At 39.5% G+C, this 21,218-nt stretch carries 19 protein-coding genes; 9 read left to right on the top strand and 10 right to left on the bottom strand.

Annotated elements, in window-relative coordinates; translation table 11 throughout:
• Positions 1 to 46 precede the first annotated feature (46 nt).
• The 4 genes from HPT25_RS04845 to HPT25_RS04830 all read right to left on the bottom strand — a co-directional run bounded on the left by HPT25_RS04845 (position 47) and on the right by HPT25_RS04830 (position 4,882).
• Positions 47 to 1,051, bottom strand: coding sequence for a metal-dependent hydrolase (locus HPT25_RS04845; protein WP_173060727.1), 1,005 nt, complete (start codon positions 1,049 to 1,051; stop codon positions 47 to 49).
• Positions 1,052 to 1,231: 180 nt separating this feature from the next.
• Positions 1,232 to 1,726, bottom strand: coding sequence for a hypothetical protein (locus tag HPT25_RS04840; protein ID WP_173060724.1), 495 nt, complete (start codon positions 1,724 to 1,726; stop codon positions 1,232 to 1,234).
• 582 nt (positions 1,727 to 2,308) lie between these two features.
• Positions 2,309 to 3,211, bottom strand: coding sequence for an SDR family oxidoreductase (locus HPT25_RS04835; RefSeq protein ID WP_173060721.1), 903 nt, complete (start codon positions 3,209 to 3,211; stop codon positions 2,309 to 2,311).
• 153 nt (positions 3,212 to 3,364) lie between these two features.
• Positions 3,365 to 4,882 (bottom strand): arylsulfotransferase family protein, encoded by a 1,518-nt coding sequence (locus tag HPT25_RS04830; RefSeq protein ID WP_173060718.1) that lies wholly within the window; start codon positions 4,880 to 4,882, stop codon positions 3,365 to 3,367.
• Positions 4,883 to 5,160: 278 nt separating this feature from the next.
• On the opposite strand from HPT25_RS04830, the gene HPT25_RS04825 reads away from it, so the two are divergent.
• From HPT25_RS04825 to HPT25_RS04810, 4 genes are all read left to right on the top strand, one after another.
• Positions 5,161 to 5,760, top strand: coding sequence for a TetR/AcrR family transcriptional regulator (locus HPT25_RS04825; protein ID WP_173060716.1), 600 nt, complete (start codon positions 5,161 to 5,163; stop codon positions 5,758 to 5,760).
• Positions 5,761 to 5,958: 198 nt separating this feature from the next.
• Positions 5,959 to 7,518 carry an MDR family MFS transporter gene (locus tag HPT25_RS04820; RefSeq protein WP_173060713.1) on the top strand — a complete coding sequence of 520 codons (1,560 nt, stop codon included), beginning with the start codon at positions 5,959 to 5,961 and terminating at the stop codon, positions 7,516 to 7,518.
• 254 nt (positions 7,519 to 7,772) lie between these two features.
• Positions 7,773 to 8,348, top strand: coding sequence for a sigma-70 family RNA polymerase sigma factor (locus tag HPT25_RS04815; RefSeq protein WP_173060710.1), 576 nt, complete (start codon positions 7,773 to 7,775; stop codon positions 8,346 to 8,348).
• A complete protein-coding gene (locus HPT25_RS04810) occupies positions 8,348 to 9,034 on the top strand; it encodes a DUF3600 domain-containing protein (protein ID WP_173060707.1) in 687 nt (228 codons plus the stop codon). The genes HPT25_RS04815 and HPT25_RS04810 overlap by 1 nt, the downstream gene beginning before the upstream one ends.
• Before the next feature lie 139 nt (positions 9,035 to 9,173).
• On the opposite strand, the gene ahpF is transcribed toward HPT25_RS04810, so the two are convergent.
• Positions 9,174 to 10,703: an alkyl hydroperoxide reductase subunit F gene (gene ahpF, locus HPT25_RS04805; RefSeq protein ID WP_173060704.1), complete on the bottom strand. Its 1,530-nt coding sequence runs from the start codon at positions 10,701 to 10,703 to the stop codon at positions 9,174 to 9,176.
• Positions 10,704 to 10,714: 11 nt separating this feature from the next.
• Positions 10,715 to 11,278: an alkyl hydroperoxide reductase subunit C gene (gene ahpC / locus HPT25_RS04800; RefSeq protein WP_173060701.1), complete on the bottom strand. Its 564-nt coding sequence runs from the start codon at positions 11,276 to 11,278 to the stop codon at positions 10,715 to 10,717.
• A gap of 293 nt (positions 11,279 to 11,571) precedes the next feature.
• Here ahpC and HPT25_RS04795 point away from each other — a divergent pair, with 293 nt between their 5' ends.
• The 3 genes from HPT25_RS04795 to HPT25_RS04785 all read left to right on the top strand — a co-directional run bounded on the left by HPT25_RS04795 (position 11,572) and on the right by HPT25_RS04785 (position 15,955).
• Entirely contained in the window at positions 11,572 to 12,756 is a 1,185-nt protein-coding gene (locus tag HPT25_RS04795) for a LysM peptidoglycan-binding domain-containing protein (RefSeq protein ID WP_217269630.1), read from the top strand.
• A gap of 383 nt (positions 12,757 to 13,139) precedes the next feature.
• Positions 13,140 to 14,006, top strand: a complete 867-nt coding sequence (locus tag HPT25_RS04790; protein WP_173060695.1) for an ROK family protein — start codon at positions 13,140 to 13,142, stop codon at positions 14,004 to 14,006.
• Between the two features lie 176 nt (positions 14,007 to 14,182).
• Complete coding sequence (locus HPT25_RS04785; RefSeq protein WP_173060691.1) at positions 14,183 to 15,955, top strand: sensor histidine kinase; 1,773 nt, start codon at positions 14,183 to 14,185, stop codon at positions 15,953 to 15,955.
• An 85-nt stretch (positions 15,956 to 16,040) separates the two neighbouring features.
• On the opposite strand, the gene HPT25_RS04780 is transcribed toward HPT25_RS04785, so the two are convergent.
• A complete protein-coding gene (locus HPT25_RS04780; protein ID WP_173060689.1) occupies positions 16,041 to 16,529 on the bottom strand; it encodes a GyrI-like domain-containing protein in 489 nt (162 codons plus the stop codon).
• Between the two features lie 119 nt (positions 16,530 to 16,648).
• Here HPT25_RS04780 and HPT25_RS04775 point away from each other — a divergent pair, with 119 nt between their 5' ends.
• The gene (locus HPT25_RS04775; protein ID WP_173060686.1) at positions 16,649 to 16,807 is read left to right on the top strand and encodes a hypothetical protein; all 159 of its coding nucleotides are present in this window, start codon (positions 16,649 to 16,651) and stop codon (positions 16,805 to 16,807) included.
• Between the two features lie 342 nt (positions 16,808 to 17,149).
• Here the strand turns inward: HPT25_RS04775 and HPT25_RS04770 are convergent, their stop codons facing one another.
• From HPT25_RS04770 to HPT25_RS04760, 3 genes are all read right to left on the bottom strand, one after another.
• The gene (locus HPT25_RS04770; protein WP_173060683.1) at positions 17,150 to 17,464 is read right to left on the bottom strand and encodes a DMT family transporter; all 315 of its coding nucleotides are present in this window, start codon (positions 17,462 to 17,464) and stop codon (positions 17,150 to 17,152) included.
• A complete protein-coding gene (locus tag HPT25_RS04765; protein WP_173060680.1) occupies positions 17,464 to 17,787 on the bottom strand; it encodes a DMT family transporter in 324 nt (107 codons plus the stop codon). The genes HPT25_RS04770 and HPT25_RS04765 overlap by 1 nt, the downstream gene beginning before the upstream one ends.
• A 75-nt stretch (positions 17,788 to 17,862) precedes the next feature.
• Positions 17,863 to 18,447: a TetR/AcrR family transcriptional regulator gene (locus tag HPT25_RS04760; protein ID WP_173060676.1), complete on the bottom strand. Its 585-nt coding sequence runs from the start codon at positions 18,445 to 18,447 to the stop codon at positions 17,863 to 17,865.
• 278 nt (positions 18,448 to 18,725) lie between these two features.
• Here HPT25_RS04760 and HPT25_RS04755 point away from each other — a divergent pair, with 278 nt between their 5' ends.
• Positions 18,726 to 20,879: a PAS domain S-box protein gene (locus HPT25_RS04755; protein WP_173060673.1), complete on the top strand. Its 2,154-nt coding sequence runs from the start codon at positions 18,726 to 18,728 to the stop codon at positions 20,877 to 20,879.
• Positions 20,880 to 21,218: the final 339 nt, after the last annotated feature.

Below are 21,218 nucleotides of genomic sequence, written 5' to 3'. Positions count from 1 at the left end.
CTATTGAAAATTTCCTAATAAGCCTAATGGGTTCCCCGTTCAGCCTTTAAGCAGGTGGTTTTTCGTTAAGGGTGATGGTTTTATTTAAGTCTTTTATCACCTGTTTGTATTGTTTTAAGGAGTGCAATGTCCCTATAAAGTCATTCTTAATCTTTAAGTCGGATGATATCCATAAGATGACAAGAGTGGGAAAAAACTTATTGCTGCGAAAACGAAGGTCCTTCCAAAAAATGAAATAGCCATTTTTTCTTGCACGAACAAAGGGATAGGCATATTGGGTACTAGAAAGAAAGTCTGAAACGGCAGGGTGGTTCTTACTGTTAGAAACCAGTTCTGGAAAGTCTATTTTCTTGGAAAAAGAATGTTCGATCAGCAAACTGCCTTCTGAATAAACGCCAAACAAATAATCTTCATTTGTCTCAATGATAATGTCCCAATTTAGTAAGGTAATACGTGGAATCAACTTAATGCGGATGGAGTTGCGAAAATGGCAATTTAATTTTCTTTTTGTCAAGACTGTTGAAAGAGTCCTGACAGCAAGGTAAAGAAAAATAAATAGATAGATTATGAGGAAGACCTTTCCCGGGTCAAAGAAAGGAAGCAGGATAAACCCTAAAAAATGTGCTAACAAAATCGTGGGATCCAATAATGGGAGTGAATCAAAAGCTATCCACTTTTTTGAAAAGGGATGTAAAACTTGCGTTCCATGGACATTAAATAAATCAAAAAAGACATGCAGCATCACTGCTAATAGTGTCCATAAAAATAAATGAGGAAAAGAGGCTGTTGGGAAAAAGAAATAAGTACTACCTGAAATGGCGATGCTCCATAATGGTAATAGCAGAACGGAATGTGAAAGGGCTCTGTGATTCCGAAAATAGCTTCCCTTGCCTTTTGCTAGATAAATAAAGTCAAAGTCAGGTGCGTTTGAACCGATTACTGTCCCTAGCATGACGGCATGGGATAGGGTTGAATGATCTGCGACTAAAGGATCTATGAAAGCAAGAGTACCTAACCCAACTCCCATGACGACGTGAGAAAATGTATCCATACAATCACTCCTTCTTATTGTTTGTCTGTAACTCTCACTAATTACGCCGATCATTTCCGTTAGGATCTAATCTGATGGTTCACCCTTCTAAAATAGTAATTTCCCCTTCATTATATTGGATATAGGCAGCTTCATTCTTAATTTAATGTAAAGAATATGTATAGATTTTGTATATGGAAATCAAGTCTGAATCGGTTTTTTTAATTGGGTTTTCGTGAAATGATACACGATCAATAAGAGAGCACAGGAAATCGGATATACAAATGCGGAATAAAATAGATGCCACCCTGTGTAAGTGAAGACTCCATTTATTACATTTATCCATTCGAAGAAAACAGAAAGAAGATCCCAGGCAAGGAAGTACACAATGAGTTTTTTTTCTGTGATATTCCACCGCTCATAGAAAAAAAGAAAAAGGTATGAAAAGCAAGGATAAAGAAATAGCTGGATCGCTGCAGCTGAAGGTTCATACGTTTTATTATCACCGCAGTAGTAGTACCTGAAAGGGCTGGCTGCTACGGAATAATCGATGGTTTCCACAAAGGCTAAAGAATAAACCCAGATAATGATAAAAACCATTTTGTCGAAGTGTTTCCGAAGACTTAAAATAACGAATAATCCAATGAGGGAAGTCGAAAACATAAAGCCTTCATTCCAGTCAAAATGCCAATTCATGCTCGTCCCACCTTTTTGATTAAACTATTTCGAAAAAACTTCATTGTGACAATTAACAGGAGAATGAAAATAAACCAGAATCCCCCTACCCACCAGAAACTCATATGCATATGATTAAGTACCCCAAAGAAATCTGCTAATTTTTCCATCCCGGTAAGCAAGAGGACGAAACTGAGAATCCAAACCAACCTCAGAACAAAAGATTTTATAAGGATATATTGATTAAAAAAAATGAGGGCCATTAAAGGAATTAATATAGTCCGATTCATAAAATGGGTCAGTTGTAAACTTAATACATCTGGTATGTTTAGTAATCGTAAATTCATGTATAACAGGGCAGAGTAATTTTGAAACAGAATCGTACTAACCAGCCACAACATGAATATTTCCAATGGGTGGATGTGCTTCTTTTGAAATTTAAAGAAAAAAAAACCTGCAAAAAGGTTAAGTATTAAATAAAAAATAAAAACCATGCCCCTACCCCACCAATAGAATGATATTCTTACTATTTACCATGAGGAAAACAATTACTCCAAAAAATTCTATTGGTAAGGGCAGGATTGATCATAGCTTACACCCATTTTATGATGACGTAACATAACCGCCGTTTACATGCAGAGTTTGCCCAGTGACATATTGGGAATCTTGACTTGCAAGGTAGACGTAAGTTGGAGCCAGTTCAAAGGGCTGAGCTGCCCGTTTCATGGGAGTATTCGTGCCCAAGGTTGTCAATTGATCTCCATAGAAGGCAGTGGTAATTAATGGTGTCCAAGTATATGATGGAGCCACGGCGTTAACACGAATACCTTTCTCGACGATCGATTTAGAAAGCGCCCGTGTAAAGGAGACAACAGCCCCTTTTGTAGAGGAATAGTCAATTAAATTTTTTTCTCCATCATAGGCCGCTGCTGAGGCGGTGTTGATAATAGAACTCCCAGGCATTAAATAGGGCATGGCAGCCTGTGTCATAAAGAAAAAGGAAAAGATATTGGTCGCGAAGGTAGAGATTAGCTGTTCTTCTGATATGTCTGTAATGTTTTCTTGGGGATAGGCCACACCAATGTTGTTTACAAGAGTATCCAATTTACCAAACGTTTTGACCGTTTGGTCCACCACCTGCATACCATTATTTTTGTACCGAAGGTCGGCTGGCAGTGCTAAGCATCTTCTTCCAATCTCTTCGATTTTTGTTTTGGTTTCTTCCGCGTCCCGATGTTCATTAAGATATACGAAGACAATATCGGCTCCTTCTTTGGCAAATGCAATGGAAACAGCACGTCCAATGCCGCTGTCACCTCCCGTAACGATCGCCACTTGATCTTGCAGCTTTTGACTGCCCATATAGGAGGGATTTTCGTATATCGGTCTAGGATTCATTACATATTCCAATCCGGGATGTTCCTGATGCTGCGGGGGAAAAGCAAGCAATTGCTCTTCACACTTTGTTTTTTTACCGTAATAAGGATACACGGGATAGTATTTCATACATTCCTCCACCAATGCATAATAGTTAAAAATAGTTATATGCATGGGACATCTGCACAGTTACAAGTATGATGACATCTTCTTGCGATTGATTGAAGTTGCAGCTTACAACGGCAAGCATTGTTTTTTTAAAATTTTTTGGAAGGGATCATCTTATTTTCGCCTATGTTTTCTATCTTTCACGTAGGCGGTCTGTGAGGTACCAATCACTCTTCCCGTTGAATCCAATGCTTTTACCTGAAAATAAGGTCCAACAGAATGAACGTCAATATCTGTTTCAAATCCTGTTCGAGGGGTGTTAATTACCACTACTGACAAGTTAAAAGGTGTTGGACCTGCTAGCACTTGCCAAGCAGCTGTTTCAGTGGAACCATTCCAGGAGGCATAAACAGTTGCCTCCTCTTTCTCTATTAGATCTACAGCAATACTTGGCGGATACAGAGGGAAGCCATTCCACTCATTTTTAAACGCCCTATAAGACAGATTTTGATTAGGATATTGCATATCATAGATGAAATTCTTAGCTGGATCCCTTGGTGTATTCCCGGCATTTTTAAATTCAGAAAGATAGGGTTCCTGCCCCCATCCTACGAGTTGATTTCCATTTGCTAGTTTTTGAACATTTCCTTGACTGGGTACTATTAGTGGCGGATCGTGATAATAAGTTCGATCCTTATATGCGGTCATGTTTTGAAAATCGAGCTGTAGAATCAAGCCCCGTGCTTGACCCTCAGGGGGAGAGCTTGAAGAAGCACAGCAGGCATCATCAAACAAGCTGATCCTGTTTCCAGATCTATATCGGGCATCATGCTGCCAAGAGAATTCAGCATTTGGGCCAAAGGTAAAATCACTTTGCTTTCCGCCAAGCTGCCAAATGATATTCCCGGTTGTTTTATCAATTTGGTAAATCGCCCACATGTTACGCATGCTAATGAGGAGAGTGTTGTTTGGCCCCTCTTCAACTGAATTCACATGGAAACAGTCCCAAATATTATTGGAGCTTTTGGCAGACGATGCAGGTAACATCGAATCAGCCGGATTAATATGGGCAAGTACATCCCAAAAGAAAAGAAGTCTGCCAGTCACGAGATCAACTTCTTGAATCGAGTAATTATCAAAATACCCATTTACAGGGCCCCCATATGGTGATAGGTCTGCTGGAACTTGCTTGATAGCAGTAAACAAAGCCGTGTTACGTTTGGTAATCGTAAACTCATGTACATCAGAAGTGAAACCTTTTTGAGCAGTGATTTTTTTTATCACTTCATAATTCTGATTTATAATTTGGTAATAAGCACCTGGTTCAGGATCACCTGCTGGAAGATTTGGGTGCGCGGATTGAGTACCAGATATCGTCCCTTGCCACATTGTAAGAACCTGGCGGCCAAAGTAAGTTTGTACTCTAAAGTCCGTATTTTGGATATATCTGCTTTCAAGCGGTCTAAACCAGACGGGGTTACCAGCCTGATCCATAATGAGGGAGCCGGTTTGTCCGATCATATTCGTGCCATACGCAGTATAGGGCGCAACAAATAGGAAGCCTGGAGCTGTTCCGGGTTTATTTACATTGACAGTAACCTTCATGGGGTGCAAGTCAGGGGCAGAAACAAATTTCCATACTTGTGAGTTTGAATGTGGGGTGAATGATTTTTTAGAATGAAAGTTATCCATTTTCCTTGATCATCTCCTTTTTAGGCAATAACAAGAATGAGTTGTTAAAATATTAATACGTACTGAAGGGAATTATCGTGTACAACTTAGCGGTGAAATATTAAAATGGGGGGGAAATACAGTGTTATGATTCTGAGGAGGTTCATGAGTTTTAGGCTGCTTGTTTTAGAATAAACGGGATTGAGCATAGAAACTTATTGCTTTAACTTGACAGACAATAAATAAAGGAATAAGATGATGTTGAAACCGAACGGTCGGTCTGTAGAGGTGATGTATATATGTCAAATACACGAGAACATATCCTGAATGTATCCTTCAAACTTTTTTTGAAAAAGAATTTTAAAGAAGTCACCATGAAGGAAATTGTCGAGGAAACAGGTATATCGAAGGGTGCCTTTTACCACCATTTTGAAAGTAAGGAGCAGCTTTTTCTTGAAGTTCTCAATCATTCCATTGCTTCTGTAACAGCAGTGTATAAGGACTTAAGCAAGGATTCGCTTCGCCAATTTTATCACGATTACTTTTATTCTTTTCGTAAAATGGAAACTTTGTTCCCGATTGATGCTGCTGAAGATAGCATTTTTGAACTGAATATTTTTTCGCTGTTTTTCGATGGGATCAAGATGTTCCCCGGTTTTCAAGACAAACTTCAAGAGGTTTTGCAATTTGAATTGAATTCGTGGAAAGAAATTGTTCAAATTGCCAGGGAAAAAGGGGAGATCTCCTCATGTATGAGTGATGAACACGTCGCGAAAATGTTTATTTACTCTTCGGATGGGATCGGTATGCATAGCTTCATTTCGAAAGGAAATGGTGAAGAAGCTAGAACGGCGTTAATTGATTTGTGGAATGGTTTTTATGAGGAATTGAAATGTTGATTTATTGTTAAGTCGGAGCTCGCCAGTAAGCGAGTTTTATTGTTACCGCCACAGACCGACCGTTCGGTCTAAAATTTAGAGGTGTATTTGACATACTTATCGGCCGACCATTCGGAATAAAAAGAAGAACACTGATCCATTTTTTTTACACATATATAGACCGACCGTTCGGTTCAATTATTGAGAGGAGAGATCAGCATGGAACTGAATAAATTAGATAAAAAGAGGATTATCTTCATCATGACTGGATTAATGCTGGCCATTTTGCTTGCTTCACTGGATAGTACCATTGTGGGGACGGCGATGCCTAAAATTATTGAAAAACTAAATGGCTTTTCCTATTACACTTGGCCAGTAATTTCCTATTTGCTTTGCATAACTATTTCGATGCCGTTGTTTGGAAAGTTATCGGACTTATATGGATTTAAAAAGATTTATGTCATTGGAATTGTGATTTTTCTTGTCGGTTCAGCATTGTGCGGAATGTCGCAAAATATGCTTCAATTAATTTTTTTCAGGGGGCTGCAAGGTATTGGCGGAGCGGTTCTCATTTCCAATACAATGGCCATTATTGGTGTATTATTTCCACCCGCTGACAGGGCGAAATATACCGGAATTTTGGGTACCGCTGGTGCGTTAGCCAGCATTGTCGGACCAACGCTAGGAGGATATATAACCGATTCATTCAACTGGCGATGGATCTTTTATGTGAATGTGCCAGTAGGAATGATTGCGTTACTCATTATTATTTCTGCCCTCCCGTCTCATACAGAAACTGAGAAACGGAAAAAGGTTGATTATGTTGGTGCGGCGGCTCTTGTACTTGCCTTAATACCACTGCTCTTGGGATTTACATGGGGGGGCAATAAATATGCCTGGAATTCAGTGCAAATTATGTCCATGTTTGCCTTTTCCCTTGTGATGCTGATAGGCTTTTTACTTATAGAGAAAAAGGCCGCTGATCCGGTTATCCCTTTAGCTCTTTTCAAAAGCTCTGTTTTTAATTTTTCAGCTATTGAGATGTTTTTGCTAAATGCCATATTAATGGGCTCGACTATATTCATCCCGCTTTTCGTGCAAGGTGTAGTGGGCAAAAGTGCCAGCAAATCGGGTGCCATCATGACACCGATGATGGTGAGTCTTATCATTGGTTCCATTGTTAGCGGAGTGATTATTTCCAAAACACAAAAATATAAATTACAATCGATTATTGGTTTTATTGTGATTGCTCTTGGTTCGCTCTTGTTAGTTTTTCTGCGAGTCGATTCCGGGAACTTTGTGATTGTGAGCGATATGATTATATTGGGCATAGGAATGGGGATTGTTATGCCAATCCTCAGTTCAGCCGCACAAAATGCTTTTTCTGAGGAACAAATGGGGGTTGTGACATCAGGGGTCCAATTTTTTAAGTTATTAGGTTCCACTATTTCGTCAGCTGTCATGGGGACGATTTTAAATACATCCATTTCGGATGGAATTCAACATTTGGATGTAAGCAAGCTGCCAGCGGGTATGACGGCTGTGCTTATGAATCCGAGTATGATTTCAAATACAGAGATGTTGACAGGGATCAAGGCAAAACTTCCTGCGGTGATGCTGCCTGCTTTTCAAAAGGTGGTGGAGCAAATTAAACACATCCTTGCCAATTCTATTCATGATGTATTTATGATTTGTTTGGTGATTGCTTTGGTTGGTTTGTTTTTAATATTCTTCATGAAGGAAATTCCGTTGGCCAAACGGTCGATTGAGGGAGAGTAAATCGATTCATTTGCGAGTTATCGACCTTGCTATATTTGTGCAATTTTCATTTTTTAGGTGTTGAATCTGAATGATTTCCCAAAAAATACAAAGGACGATCCCTTTGTATTTTTTTGGCCCTTTAAACGGATTGTTAAAAAATGTATCTTCTTTTAATCTAAAAAAGAAGATAGAAGTATTTTTCTTCCAATAATCGAACGAATTTCAAAAAACTTACCAATATATAGTAAAAGCAGAAATGTGGAGGACAGATAATGTGTGATCAAAACAAGGACAATCAGCTCATTTGTCGTATTCTATCAGGCAATCAACAGGCATATGGGGAGCTATATGAAAAAACCATTCCATATGTTTATAAGACTGTTCACTTTCTTGTAGAAGAAAAAAATGATGTAGATGATCTGGTTCAAGATATTTATTTTCAAGTATATCAATCGCTTCGCAAGTATGACGGTAAAAGAGAGTTTAAGCCTTGGTTAATGGGAATTGCCATGAAACAAATTCAATCCTATAGAAGAAAGAGATGGATGCGATTTCGGATTGCAAAAAAAGCAGAAGAATACGAACATGTGGCAGAAATTGATTTTACAAATCATGTTGTTGATAAAATGGCTAACGAATTTCTCATTCATTTAGTAAATGAATTGCCTTTCAAACTTAAACAAGTGGTGATTCTGCGTTACTTGAATGATCACTCGCAAGAAGAGGTGGCGAATATCTTAGAGATACCCGTCGGAACCGTTAAATCAAGAATTAACGCTGCATTAAATAAATTACGTTCAAATGAACAAGGGAAAAAAATATTTTTAGAGAAAGTGAGGAATGCGTAATGGACCTACATACTCGTTTAAGAGAGTCTTTACAAGCAAAAGGAGACGAATTTATTCCTTCATCCGAACTTAAAGCAAAAGTCATCAGTAATTTTGCCAATAGAAGAAAAGGAAGGATGAGAAATAAATTAATAAAAATGGCATTAGCCGCAGCTATTTTAATCCCTGTCAGTGCTTTTTCCTATCAATCCTATTTAGCAGATGGTCTTTATGGTTCATTTGATAATCTCAAAAAGCATATAGCAAGTGCAACGATGGAAGGATATTTCCTATTGAATGCAAAATTAACACAGGCTAAAGGGGATCTTGGAGAATCAGATTATGAAAAATTCAAAAAAGAAGTAACTATAATCACTCATGCTAAGCTTCAATACGGTGATCGATACGGAAATATCAATTATGATAAGGTGCCGCCAGAAAAAGTGAGAGAGTTAGAGAAAGTATATATAGAAATCCAACCCTTCTTTGATCGATTAAATGGTCAACGTTCAAGTAAAGATGTGCTTACAGCACAAGAATATAAGGAATATATTGAGGCACAAATGACGTATGAAAAACTTAGGTCACAAAGTGGAATAAATCCAAAGAAAATACAAGGGAAAGAGGATTTACCTCCGAATGTACAAGACGAATACCAAAAAGCCATAAACTTTATACGTTATGTGAATAATAAGCAAATTCAGTAATAGCTGTTTTCATTGCCTATAAAAAAGGAGAACTCAAACTATATGAGTTCTCCTTTTTAAAAAATGAAATTTAGAATTCTTCTTTTAATGGAGCCTCGATCCTCGAAACGTCGGCTGCCTATTATTTCACAGGCATCCTCTAATTTCGAATCAGATAGTCGAAAGCGCCCAAGGCTGCGTTGGCTCCTGAACCCATCGAAATGATGATTTGCTTGTATGGACTATTGGTACAGTCGCCTGCGGCGAACACTCCAGGGATGTTTGTTGCCCCATGTCGGTCCACTACAATCTCACCAAAGCGGGTGCGTTCAATCGTGTCCCCCAGCCAATCTGTGTTTGGAACAAGGCCGATTTGAACAAAGACACCTTGCAATTCAACATGGTGCTCTGCACCTGTATCACGATCCACATAAGTAATGCCGTTCACCTTGTCAGTACCGGTAATTTCCTTCGTTTGGACATTTTTCAGAACCGTTACATTTGGCAGGCTGTACAGACGATCTTGCAGGACGGCGTCAGCCTTCAGCTCTGGCATAAACTCAAGAACGGTTACATGCTTCACAATGCCGGCAAGGTCAATGGCTGCTTCAATGCCGGAGTTTCCTCCGCCAATGACCGCCACATGTTTTCCTGCAAATAATGGACCATCACAATGCGGGCAATAGGCAACCCCTTTGTTCTTGAACTCAGCCTCACCAGGCACGCCGACATTGCGCCAGCGGGCACCAGTTGAAAGGATGACCGTTTTGCTTTTTAGAACGGCCCCGTTTTCGAGCTCGATTTCGATCAAATCATTCTTTTCCAAACGTTTGGCACGCTGTAATTTCATTACATCAATGCCATATTCCTTCACATGTTCCTCAAGGCTTGCGACAAGCTTTGGACCTTCGGTATATTTGACGCTGATAAAATTCTCAATACCCATCGTGTCCATTACTTGGCCGCCAAAACGCTCTGCTACAATACCTGTGCGAATGCCTTTTCGTGCTGCGTAGATGGCTGCACTTGCACCAGCAGGACCGCCGCCAACAACAAGAACGTCGTAAGGATCTTTTTTGGCGAATTCGGATGCATCCGGAACCGTATCAACCTTAGCCAGGATTTCTTCAATCGTCATCCGGCCGCTGCCAAAAAACTCACCATTCAGATAGACAGATGGCACGGCCATGATGTTTTTGCTTTCTGCCTCTTCCTTGAACGCTGCACCATCAATCATTGTATGGGTAATACCAGGATGGAGGATGCTCATCAAATTCAATGCCTGTACAACATCAGGACAATTGTGGCAGCTAAGGCTAATGTAAGATTCAAAATGATATTCGCCCTTAAGGTTTTTCACTTGATCAATGACCTTTTGTTCTACCTTTGGGGCTCTTCCGCTAACCTGTAACAAGGCTAAAACCAATGAAGTGAATTCGTGTCCTAAAGGGATACCGGCAAAAGCGACACCAGTGTCCTCACCAGGACGGTTCACACTAAAGCTGGGTGTTTTTGTTAGCTGGGTGTGTTCCACCTTAATTCGAGAAGACATGCCGGCTAGTTCATCAACCAGCGCCAGCATGTCTTTAGATACCTGATCATCGCCTGCACTAACTTTAAGCAGCACATCGCCTTCCATTAGTTGAAGATATTGGGCTAGTTGTGCTTTGATATCTGCGTCCAGTATCATAGGGGTGCACCTTAAATTTTTCCTACAAGATCAAGGCTTGGCTTCAGTGTAGCTGAACCTTCCTGCCATTTAGCTGGGCAAACTTCGCCTGGATTGCTGCGGACATATTGAGCCGCTTTAATTTTGTTTACGAGTGTGCTGGCGTCGCGGCCGATACCGTCTGCATTAATTTCCACAGCTTGAACAATACCGTCTGGATCGATGATGAACGTACCACGGTTAGCAAGACCTTCTTCTTCATCTAATACATCAAAGTTACGGGAGATTTTTTGAGAAGGATCGCCGATCATAATGTACTCAATTTTGCTGATTGCTTCTGAGTGGTCGTGCCATGCTTTATGAGTGAAATGAGTATCTGTTGAAACAGAATATACTTCAACACCAAGGTCTTTTAATGTAGCATATTGATTTTGTAAGTCTTCAAGTTCAGTAGGGCAAACAAAGGTAAAATCAGCAGGATAAAAACAAACAACACTCCATTGACCCTTGAAGTTCTCCTCAGTTACAGTAATAAAATCACCATTATAAAATGCAGACGCTTGAAACGGTTTTACTTCTTTTCCAATTAAAGACATAATCAAAATTCCTCCTAGATTTGAATGATTAAAAATAATAAATTACCATTTATATAGAAAAAACTATAAACTATAATTATTCTAATTCGATATCAATTATTATATAAAACTAATTTCCCTGTCAAGGTAAAAGCAAATATTTAAGAATAATTATTATAAAGTGGTGTCAGGCACCATGTGAAATTTTCACATGGTGCCTGACACCACTTTGGCCCAAATTTGCTGTTTTTAGTGATTTTGCCCTACACAGTCTTGGTGGTTTTTAATTTACTATTTTTAAGGAGAGGTTGATGATGACACAGTTAAACGGAATTGATTGTTCGACGAAGGTTACTGCTTCTGCGGCGAGTGTGTTTAAGGAGAATGGTGTTAAGTATGTGGGGCGTTATTTGGGGAATAGTTGGAAGTCGATGGATCAGTCAGAGGCCGATGTGATTCTTCATGCAGGGTTAAAGCTTGTCAGTATATGGGAGACGAATCCGACCTATGCAGATTACTTTACGGAAAGTAAAGGGGTATCGGATGCCAAGGAGGCTTCATCCTCTGCACGATCTCTTGGACAAGAGCCTGGCAGCGCGATCTATTTCGCTGTTGATTTTGATGCCCAGCCGGCGGATATGACTGCGATTGTCCATTACTTTTCCGGTATTAAACAGGGATTGGATTCAAGCTATAAAATTGGCGTATATGGCTCCTATTATGTGTTGGAACAGCTGCACAGCAGCAATGCGGCAGATTTTTATTGGCAGACCACTTCATGGTCGCGCGGCAATGAAGCACCTTTTACACATATCTTTCAATATCGGCACGACGTAACATTAGCAGGGATTCAAGTGGATTATAATTATTTTATTAATGATGCAGGGGCATGGGGGGCTGCAGCAGCACAGCCAGCTCCAAGCGGCGGGACCTCTTCATCAGGTACAAATTCTGGCAAAACGCAGGGGGGAACATCACAACCCGGCTCAAGCTCTGGTTCATCACATGGGCAAGCCGCGACATATGTGATCAAGCACGGAGATACACTAAGCGGAATTGCTGCCAAATTTGGAACAACCGTCAATGCGCTGGCCCAGCTGAACGGAATCAAAAATCCAAATCTCATCTATGCCGGTCAAACTTTAAAAATACCTAGCGGATCTTCCTCTCATTCTGGGGTTACGCAAACAACGTATACCGTCCGGCCTGGGGATACATTAAGCGAGATTGCCGCAAAGTTTGGGACAACAGTCAATGCATTAGTTAAGTTAAATAACATCAAAAATCCGGACCATATCTACGCCGGACAAATTCTCAAACTTTCAGGAGCGGCGGCCAGCGGCGGAACTTCCGGCCATGTCTATTATACTGTTAAATCAGGAGATACATTGTCGCAAATCTCCTTAACTTTCGGCACAGCTGTCAGCCAAATCATGGCGTGGAATGGCATAAAAAATCCTAATTTTATTCTCACTGGGCAAACCATAAGGGTAAAATAAATCGTGGTCTATTTTCAACTTTGCAAGGATCTACGCGCAAGTTTTAATATGGTCCAAAAAGTGAAAGGGAATTTTTCATCATGAACTGCATCCAACTAATGGCGATTGGATGCAGTTTTTTGTTATGACTATAAAAAATAGGATACCACCTTCATTCGACCTAAATAAAATTAGGCAGGAAGTGCCTTGAATATAAGTGCCCATGATTCCCATTTGGACATGGATGGCACCTATTAATTGAGAAACCTTCCTCCTAAAGAAGGATTAGTGCCTTTTTTTGCAGAATATAAACGAAAAAGTATTTATTGTATCAGGGTCATATAATCTTCGAAGAAATGCCTTAACTTTAAGTTCTAATAAAATCATCATTTGGAGGAAGAGCAATGCTGGGTGCAATTGAGGCAGGAGGCACAAAATTTATCTGTGCTGTCGGTGATGAAAAAGGGCAGCTATATGATCGCTTAAAAATTCCAACGACCATTCCTGAAGAAACCATCTCTAAGGTAATCGAATTTTTTAAACCATATAAATTAAAAGCTATGGGTGTTGGTTCTTTTGGACCAATTGATCTCAATCGTGAGAGTCCGACTTATGGCTATATTACTTCTACACCCAAAACATCCTGGGGGAATTATCCTATAGTGCCGATTCTAAAAGAGGCCTTTTCACTGCCCATCGGATTTAATACCGATGTAAATGCCGCCGCACTAGGAGAGGTTACATACGGTGCAGCCAAAGGCTTAAATAGCTGCTTATATATGACAATCGGAACTGGAATCGGAGCAGGTGCGGTGGTGCAAGGGGCGCTTCTTCAGGGGTTGTCACATCCCGAAATGGGACATATTTTAGTAAAACGCCATCCAATGGACCAATACCCTGGAAAATGTCCCTACCATCATGATTGTTTAGAAGGTCTTGCGGCAGGTCCCGCAATAGAAGAACGCTGGGGACGAAAAGGGGTTCAGTTGAATGAATGCCAGGAAGTTTGGGATATGGAGGGATATTATATTGCCCAAGCTCTTATGCAGTATATTCTCATCCTATCGCCAAGCAAGATTATTCTTGGCGGCGGAGTGATGCACCAGAAACAACTATTTCCCATCATTTATAAGTATGTACAAGAACTCTTAAACAACTATATATCCCTTCCGGAGCTTTCCCATTATATTGTGGGTCCGGGTTTGGGAAATGATGCAGGAATCATAGGATCACTTATGCTGGGGCAGCAGGCATTGGAAAAGGCAAACTAGCGAAAACAATAACTAGGATATTTTACTTAAAAAGGAGTAGGGGTATGATTTCTCCTTTTTCGTTCATATAGTTCTATTTTATCAGCAAATAATGGATTAACCTTAACTATAAAGATAAGCAGTCGATAAATATACTAATATAGTCATGAAATAAGAAAGATGAGAACCTATACAACATGAATAAAATTTACCTTTACACATTTATCACCATGATTGCCATTATCTCTGTTATTAATATTGCCTTTTATTGGACAGCCAAAGATACACTGATAAAAAATGAAACAGAAATCAATCTAAATATATCGAAAAACATTAAGGAAACGGTAGAAAATAACCAGAAAAGTGTGGAAGTGTTTGAAGGTCTACTATCCCAGCGATTATATACAGATTCCCTTGTCATCAATCACCAACTGCCATCAGATGTTAAACAAGTGACCCATGCTCAATTGCAAGTGCTGGCGGACCAATTAAAGCTAGAGGGAATTGCTGTCATGGTACCTGATCAAAAATGGTTTAATTTAGTTCAATCCACATCTTCCGCTGAAGTGGGGACAAATAGCAAAATGTGGGGCGACAAGTGGAATCGCATGTTTTTTCAATTGATAAATGATAAAAATGTCACATTGGAGCCGAGTTTTGGAGAGGCTTACTCGCATTTTTGGGCAGCTCCAGTTGAAACCTCTTATAATTTTCCTGACAAAATCTTTTTAACAGGCTATTACTATGATGGAACGAAGAATTATATCATTGAACCAATATGTAATGGGCAACAACTGATTGATTTTCAAAAGACGGCAGGGGTGGATTCAGCCATCAATCGGTTTATGAAAAACAATCTTTCGATCAAAGAAATCAGTGTGTTGAATTTTAACCGGCTGACAGGGGATTTCAAGCTCACTCCGGGAGAGTTATGGAAAAATCAACTTGCCTTCCATAATCGGGAAATCATTGCGGGAACCTACCACTATGAATCACCTTTAGATAAAACGTTTGCCACTAAGGCCGTTCAGCAAAATAAAACCATCAATCGGATTGTCTCGATACATGGAAAACAAATCCTGCAATTTTTTATTCCCATTCAAATCGAGATAGAGGGGAACACAAATCAATATAAAACCATTATCATTTCTTCTGTTGATTATTCACAAATCTCCAGTGATTTACGAAAAGATATGATCCAGATGTCTTTAGTAGTTATTCTTTGTTTTATCTTTTGTTTTGTATTGATTTATCTTTTATTCAGGCTTATTAGGAAACAAGGGAAACTTTTAACCGAAATAAATCATCTGTATGCGGAAAAGGTAAACACCCTGTATCAAACGATTCGAGAATACCGCCATGATGTAACTAATCATATTTTTACATTGCAAGGATTGCTTTCATTGCGGAAATATTCGGATGCAGAAACATATATCAAACAATTGACTAAGGTTAATAGAGAAACCTCCGCCATCGTAAATATTCATATACCGGCTTTTATTGGTCTCATCCAAGTAAAGGTGGCAGAGAGCATAGAAAAAAACATCCAATTTGAGTATCAGTTCAAAGAATTTGAATATCTGGAATTAGATATAGAAAAGACAACCAATCTAGTGAAAGTCATTGGAAATCTACTAAATAATTCTTTTTATGAAGTGGAAAAAAATGAAGTGGGACATCGTTCCGTATCGATTACTGGAACAGCAGAGGAGAGAAAACTTCAGTTTCGCATCCAAAATAATGGCAGCATGATTCCCTCTCATTTAATAGAAAAAATATTTGAATTTGGCTATACGACCAAGAACGAAGGGTCAGGCATAGGCCTGGCAAGTGCCAAAAAAATCATTGAACAATATAAGGGCAGCATCACCGTTAACAGCAATCAAGAATGGACGACTTTCACGATCGAACTCCCATTATCGAAAAAGGAATTTGTTCCTGCCTCGATTCGAAAGGAAAAAAGCGGCTGACGTATGCCTTTGGAAGAAGCTCTTCTCCATTTCGGAAGGGCTTCTTCCTTTTTTAGTGTGTATGATCCTAAACGTCATTGCCTTTTTAAGCTTTTTCTATAAGTGGTATCCAAATTTCCGAATAGTACTTCGAGCTGGATGTGTCTCCATCACTGTAGACTTCCAGACTCGGGGTGCCAGCGGGTTCATATTGGCTGGATGGAAACCAGTCAGAATAGATCCTCTCCCATGCTTGCTGAATGGCTTCGGGTATCGGGCCATGTACCTCGAATACGCCCCACTGGGAAGCAGGGATATCCAGCTTCATAAATTCTCCAGAACCATTTGCATCTGTTTCTACTGCAATCCAGTAATCCATCAATAGTGGCTGCTTGTCATGATGGTCTACACAAACGCCCATCAGTCCATGAATTTCTCCGTTATTTAATTGGATTAAAGCGCGACCGGTACCATCTGTCAAAACCTTTTCCCACATTTTCGGTATGCCCGTTAAATTTTCCCCATTTAAACCCGAAAACTCTCGTTTCACCCCAACGATTTGAAAACGTTCTCTATCAACTATTTTAAGCTCCATGGCACCTGCTCCTTTCTACTTTTATTTTAAAAAATTAACTCGCCATTTACAAAAACTTTACAGACTTCCACATCCATATATTTTAAAATGGATGTATAAAATGATTAGGAGTGTTCGCATTGGAAAGAATATCGGTCACTTTTGAAGGGGAAGATTATATTTTGCTTTTTCGATACGAATCTGGTTTCTGTGAAATTGTAAAAGAGGGATCTCGGCTTCATCACGTGAAACTCGTCCATCTTTCTGAAGTAATACTTAAAAGCCATCCAATGATTTAAATTGGAGATCGGGTGCGATCACGACTTTACTTCCTATCAGAGATAATTTTTTAAAAATAACCGGGGATCCCCCCGGTTATTTTTATGAGTAATTTAAAAGAGAATACATAGCTTGGTGGTTAAATGGGATAGTTTTCCTTTATGGGTTGATGAAGGCCAGAATGTTAGTTTTAGAGGAGGGCTTTGTCCTTCATAGAGGGGATGAACATCCGGATGCCAGCTTACTTTAAAGGGAAAATTGTCTTTCATGGCATTTGGGGGAGGAACTAATGGTGGCTTTCGAGTAGGCTGAAAAGGGACAAATTTTTGTTTTGTCCCCATTTACAGTATGTTTATGGTTAACTACGCTGTCACCCTCAACCCGATCACGCCAATTAAAATAAGTGCGAGTGAGATTAACTGGGGCAACCGGAATCGTTCATTGAACCAAAATATCCCGACCAATGTGATGCCGATACTGCCAACACCTGTCCATACAGCATAGGCTACCCCTGCAGGTATGATTTGCATTGCCCTTGACAAGCAGTAAAATGAAAATATGAACCCCGAAATCATAATCGTAACGGCCCATATTTTCCTTGAACCATCCATATATTTCATGGCAATGGTCGCAATGACTTCCTCGATCCCGGCTAAAAATAATAAAATCCAAACCATTATTGCTCACCTTTTTCTTTTTTAGTAGATGATTTCATCCCAATAATTCCGGCTAATAAAATTGTTAAAAAAAGCAATTGTCCAGAAGAAAAGTGTTCTCCTAAAAATATTCCGGCTATATACGTGCCAACTGTTCCGATTCCTACGAAAACCGTATAGGCGGCGGCGACAGGAATTTTTCTATATGAACGAATGAGCAGCATAAAACTGATGACAATTAAGAGGATGGTAATTACCCAGTCCCAAACTGTGTCTGCATACTTTAGATAGGAAGCCCATACGACCTCCAATATTCCAGCAACAAACACTAATAACCAATTCATTTTTTACCCTCTCCTATATTGAATGAATGTCAGTCATTTTTAGATCGAATAAAAAGCATGTGTCATGCTTTTTGTTTAAGTTCGAATTAATGACCTTTTAATAAAATTAAAAATCTCAATCTTTGATACTTCCAGCGAATCCTCCTGGCCATTGCTTATATAAAAGCGTTCTGCAGCATTTTCAATAACGTTTATGACTGTACGGGCAGTCCAGCTTATATTAAAGTCGCCGATGATTTCGTTATTTTGGATCGCTTTTTCCATCATATCCTCAAGCCAGAGATAATATGGCTGGTAAATGGACTCCCATTTTTCCATTGAATGCTCGATGGCGAGACCTGAGTAACAGAGGACAATGACATCTTTATAGGTATCTGTGATCATGAATGTTTCATCTATAATAATCGCGAGTTGGTCCCAAAAGCTTTGGTTCCCTTGAATTTTTTCCTTGATTCGATCCAGGGTTACGGTGAGAAGATTTTCTGCGATGGCAGGAATTAATGCATTTTTTGATGAAAAATATAGATAAAAAGTTCCTTGCGCAATGCCAGCTTTTTTGACAACATCTGAGATGGAGGTTTTTTCGAAGCCTTTCTCAGAAATCACTTCAATGGCAGAGTTTAAGATTTTATTATATTTCCCGTCAGTAGTACGTGTCATATTGTTTTATCGCCTCTTTTTGAATGACTGATTATCATTCATTTTACAGAAACAATAAATAATTGTCAATATATGTTATAAGGAATCTATTAAAACGGTTGAAGATAACATAAACTACCATGGCTGAAACAACAAAATAAATATATATTCTTAATAGGATTATGGTATGGAATTCTTTATTTTTTTGATAAAATACAATAATGTATAAGCATGAATATACATGCTGCCAATATGAGTTTTCGTGACAAGCTGAGTGAAACATTGAAGAAGGTGAACATATGAACAGCTTTGACCATAGCATATATCTTTTAAGTGCAGTTAATTCCGACAGGATGGGAATGGTGATCTTCATCACTTTCCTTGCGATTTTATTTGTTTCATTGGCTGGTTATTATTTTGTGAAAAAAATAGCAAGCCGTGAAGTGAATTGGGAGAAGAGCCGCTATCAATCTCTTTTTATACATAATCCGGACGGAATGGTGACGATGGACCGAAATGGCACGATTTTAAGTGTTAATCCTTCCGGAGAAACGATAACAGGTTACTCAAAAGAGGAACTGTTGAAAAAAGAATTTGTCTCCTTGCTGGAACCAGAAGAGCGTAAGAAAATGTCTGGTTATATCCAACTGGTTTTACAGGGGCAGACACATGTTGTGGAAACTGCTTTTATTAATAAAAATGGCACCTTCAGGGATTTTCAAATTAAATTGATTCCAACCATCAAAAATGATGAAATTTTTGGGCTATATGGGATTATAAAAGATATTACGGAATTTAAGGATGCGGAAAAAGCACTAAAGGACAGTGAAGAGCGGTACAAGCGCCTCGTTGAGCTATCACCGGCGGCGATCATGGTTCATCATAATGGACTGATACAATTCGTGAATCCTGCGTTTATTCAATTAATCGGGGCAAAGGACCAAAGCGAGTTAATTGGCCGGCCAGTGATCGATTTTATCTCAGATGATTATGTCGACATGGTCAAAAATCGGATGGAAACTCTGAAACAACCGGAAGCATTTGGGGCCCCTATGGAAGAAAAGGCCGTGCGCTTGGATGGCGAGATCATTGATGTTGAAGTTACAGGGATTTCTTTGCCTTATGGGGACCAAACCTCTGTCCTCGTAATAGCATACGATATTTCTCTCAGAAAACATGTGGAGAAGGCTTTAAAAGAGAGCGAGTATAAATACCGCCTCATTGCTGAAAATATGCGGGATTTGATTGTGGTAGCAGGAGAGGATCGAAGAATTAAATATGCCTCTCTTTCTTATAAAGCTGTTCTTGACATCAGTCCGGAAGAGTATGTGGGGCAATATTCTTATTATCTTGTTCACCCCGATGATATTGGGAGCTTAAAGAACACAGTAGACCTTGTCAAAGAGGATAAGACCCCGAAAAAGGTCGTGCTGCGGAAAAGAAATATTACGACGGGCCAATATCTGTTCTTTGAAACCGATATTTTGCCGATTTTTGATAAAAACGGGGAGATAAAAGAGTTATTAGCTATTTCGCGTGATATGACAGACCGCTATTTGGCGGAACAAGCGTTAAAAGCAAGTGAGGAAAAGTACCGATTGATCACGGAATATTCTCAGGACATGATTCGATTGATTGACGAGAATGGTCTGGCTATTTATGCTTCTCCTTCCCATAAAACGATTCTAGGCTATGCCCCTGAAGAATTTGTCGGCAGACATATTGCAGCCGGAATCCATCCGGATGATGTGGAGCCTTTTCAAACAAAACTGGCACTAGCGATAAAAGAGCATGAGAACTTTCGGGTAGAGGTACGAAGGCAGCATAAGGCCGGGCATTGGATTTGGGTGGAATCCCATGGAACATTGGTGACGGACGAAGAGGGGCATTTGAAGCAAATTGTCCTAACTAGCAGAAATATAATGGATCGCAAGGAATACGAGGAGAGATTGAAAAATTTAGCTTTTTGCGATCCGTTGACAGGTCTTCCAAACCGGCGATCTTTCTCACATTTGTTGGAGCGTTCCATCAAAGAGGCCGAACGCTATGGGCGAATGCTGGCTGTGTTATTTTTGGATTTAGATAATTTTAAATGGGTGAATGATACCTTCGGCCATGATGTAGGGGACGTGCTTTTAATGCAGTTTGCTCAAAGATTGCAAAGCGTCCTGCGTGAAAGTGATGTCATTGCAAGGCTGGGAGGAGATGAATTTATTATTCTTCTGCCTGAGATTAGTACAGAGCAGGATGCGGTAGCTGCTGCAGAAAAGATATTAGATATATTGCGGGAACCATGGAATGTCGAAGGACAAACTCTTCATACTACCTCCAGCATTGGGATTGCGATTTATCCGGAAAACGGAACAGCATCACAGCAATTGATTAAGCGGGCCGACCTGGCATTGTATCATGCAAAGGAACAGGGAAGAAATACGTACCATAAATATGTTTAGGCATTTGATAAAGGCCCTTTTCTATTTTTATAGAAGAGGGTTTTTGTTAAGTAAGGGGGGAGTCATGCCTGAATGATTGTGTTTCAGAAAAAAATCAGTCTTAAGTCTGAGCAGTTTTCCTTCTTGGGGCTATTTTTTTTACTAAAATGGTATTGTAAAATGCTTATAGTAGATAAAACGTCTTAACAAACGTTCTCGGAATTTCATATTCTATGGAGGGAAACATGCTTTGGTAGTTGCTTTTCATCAAGGGTTCATGGAAAAGGAGGACAGGGAAAAAACAGTGTAAATGGAGAAAATTTTTTCTTGTGATTTTCAAGACCCGTAGATATAATACTT

Source organism: Neobacillus endophyticus (genome assembly GCF_013248975.1).
GTDB lineage: Bacteria > Bacillota > Bacilli > Bacillales > Cytobacillaceae > Neobacillus > Neobacillus endophyticus.
The sequence above is the reverse complement of the archived record's forward strand: the minus strand, read 5'-3'. Positions and strand labels throughout refer to the sequence as shown.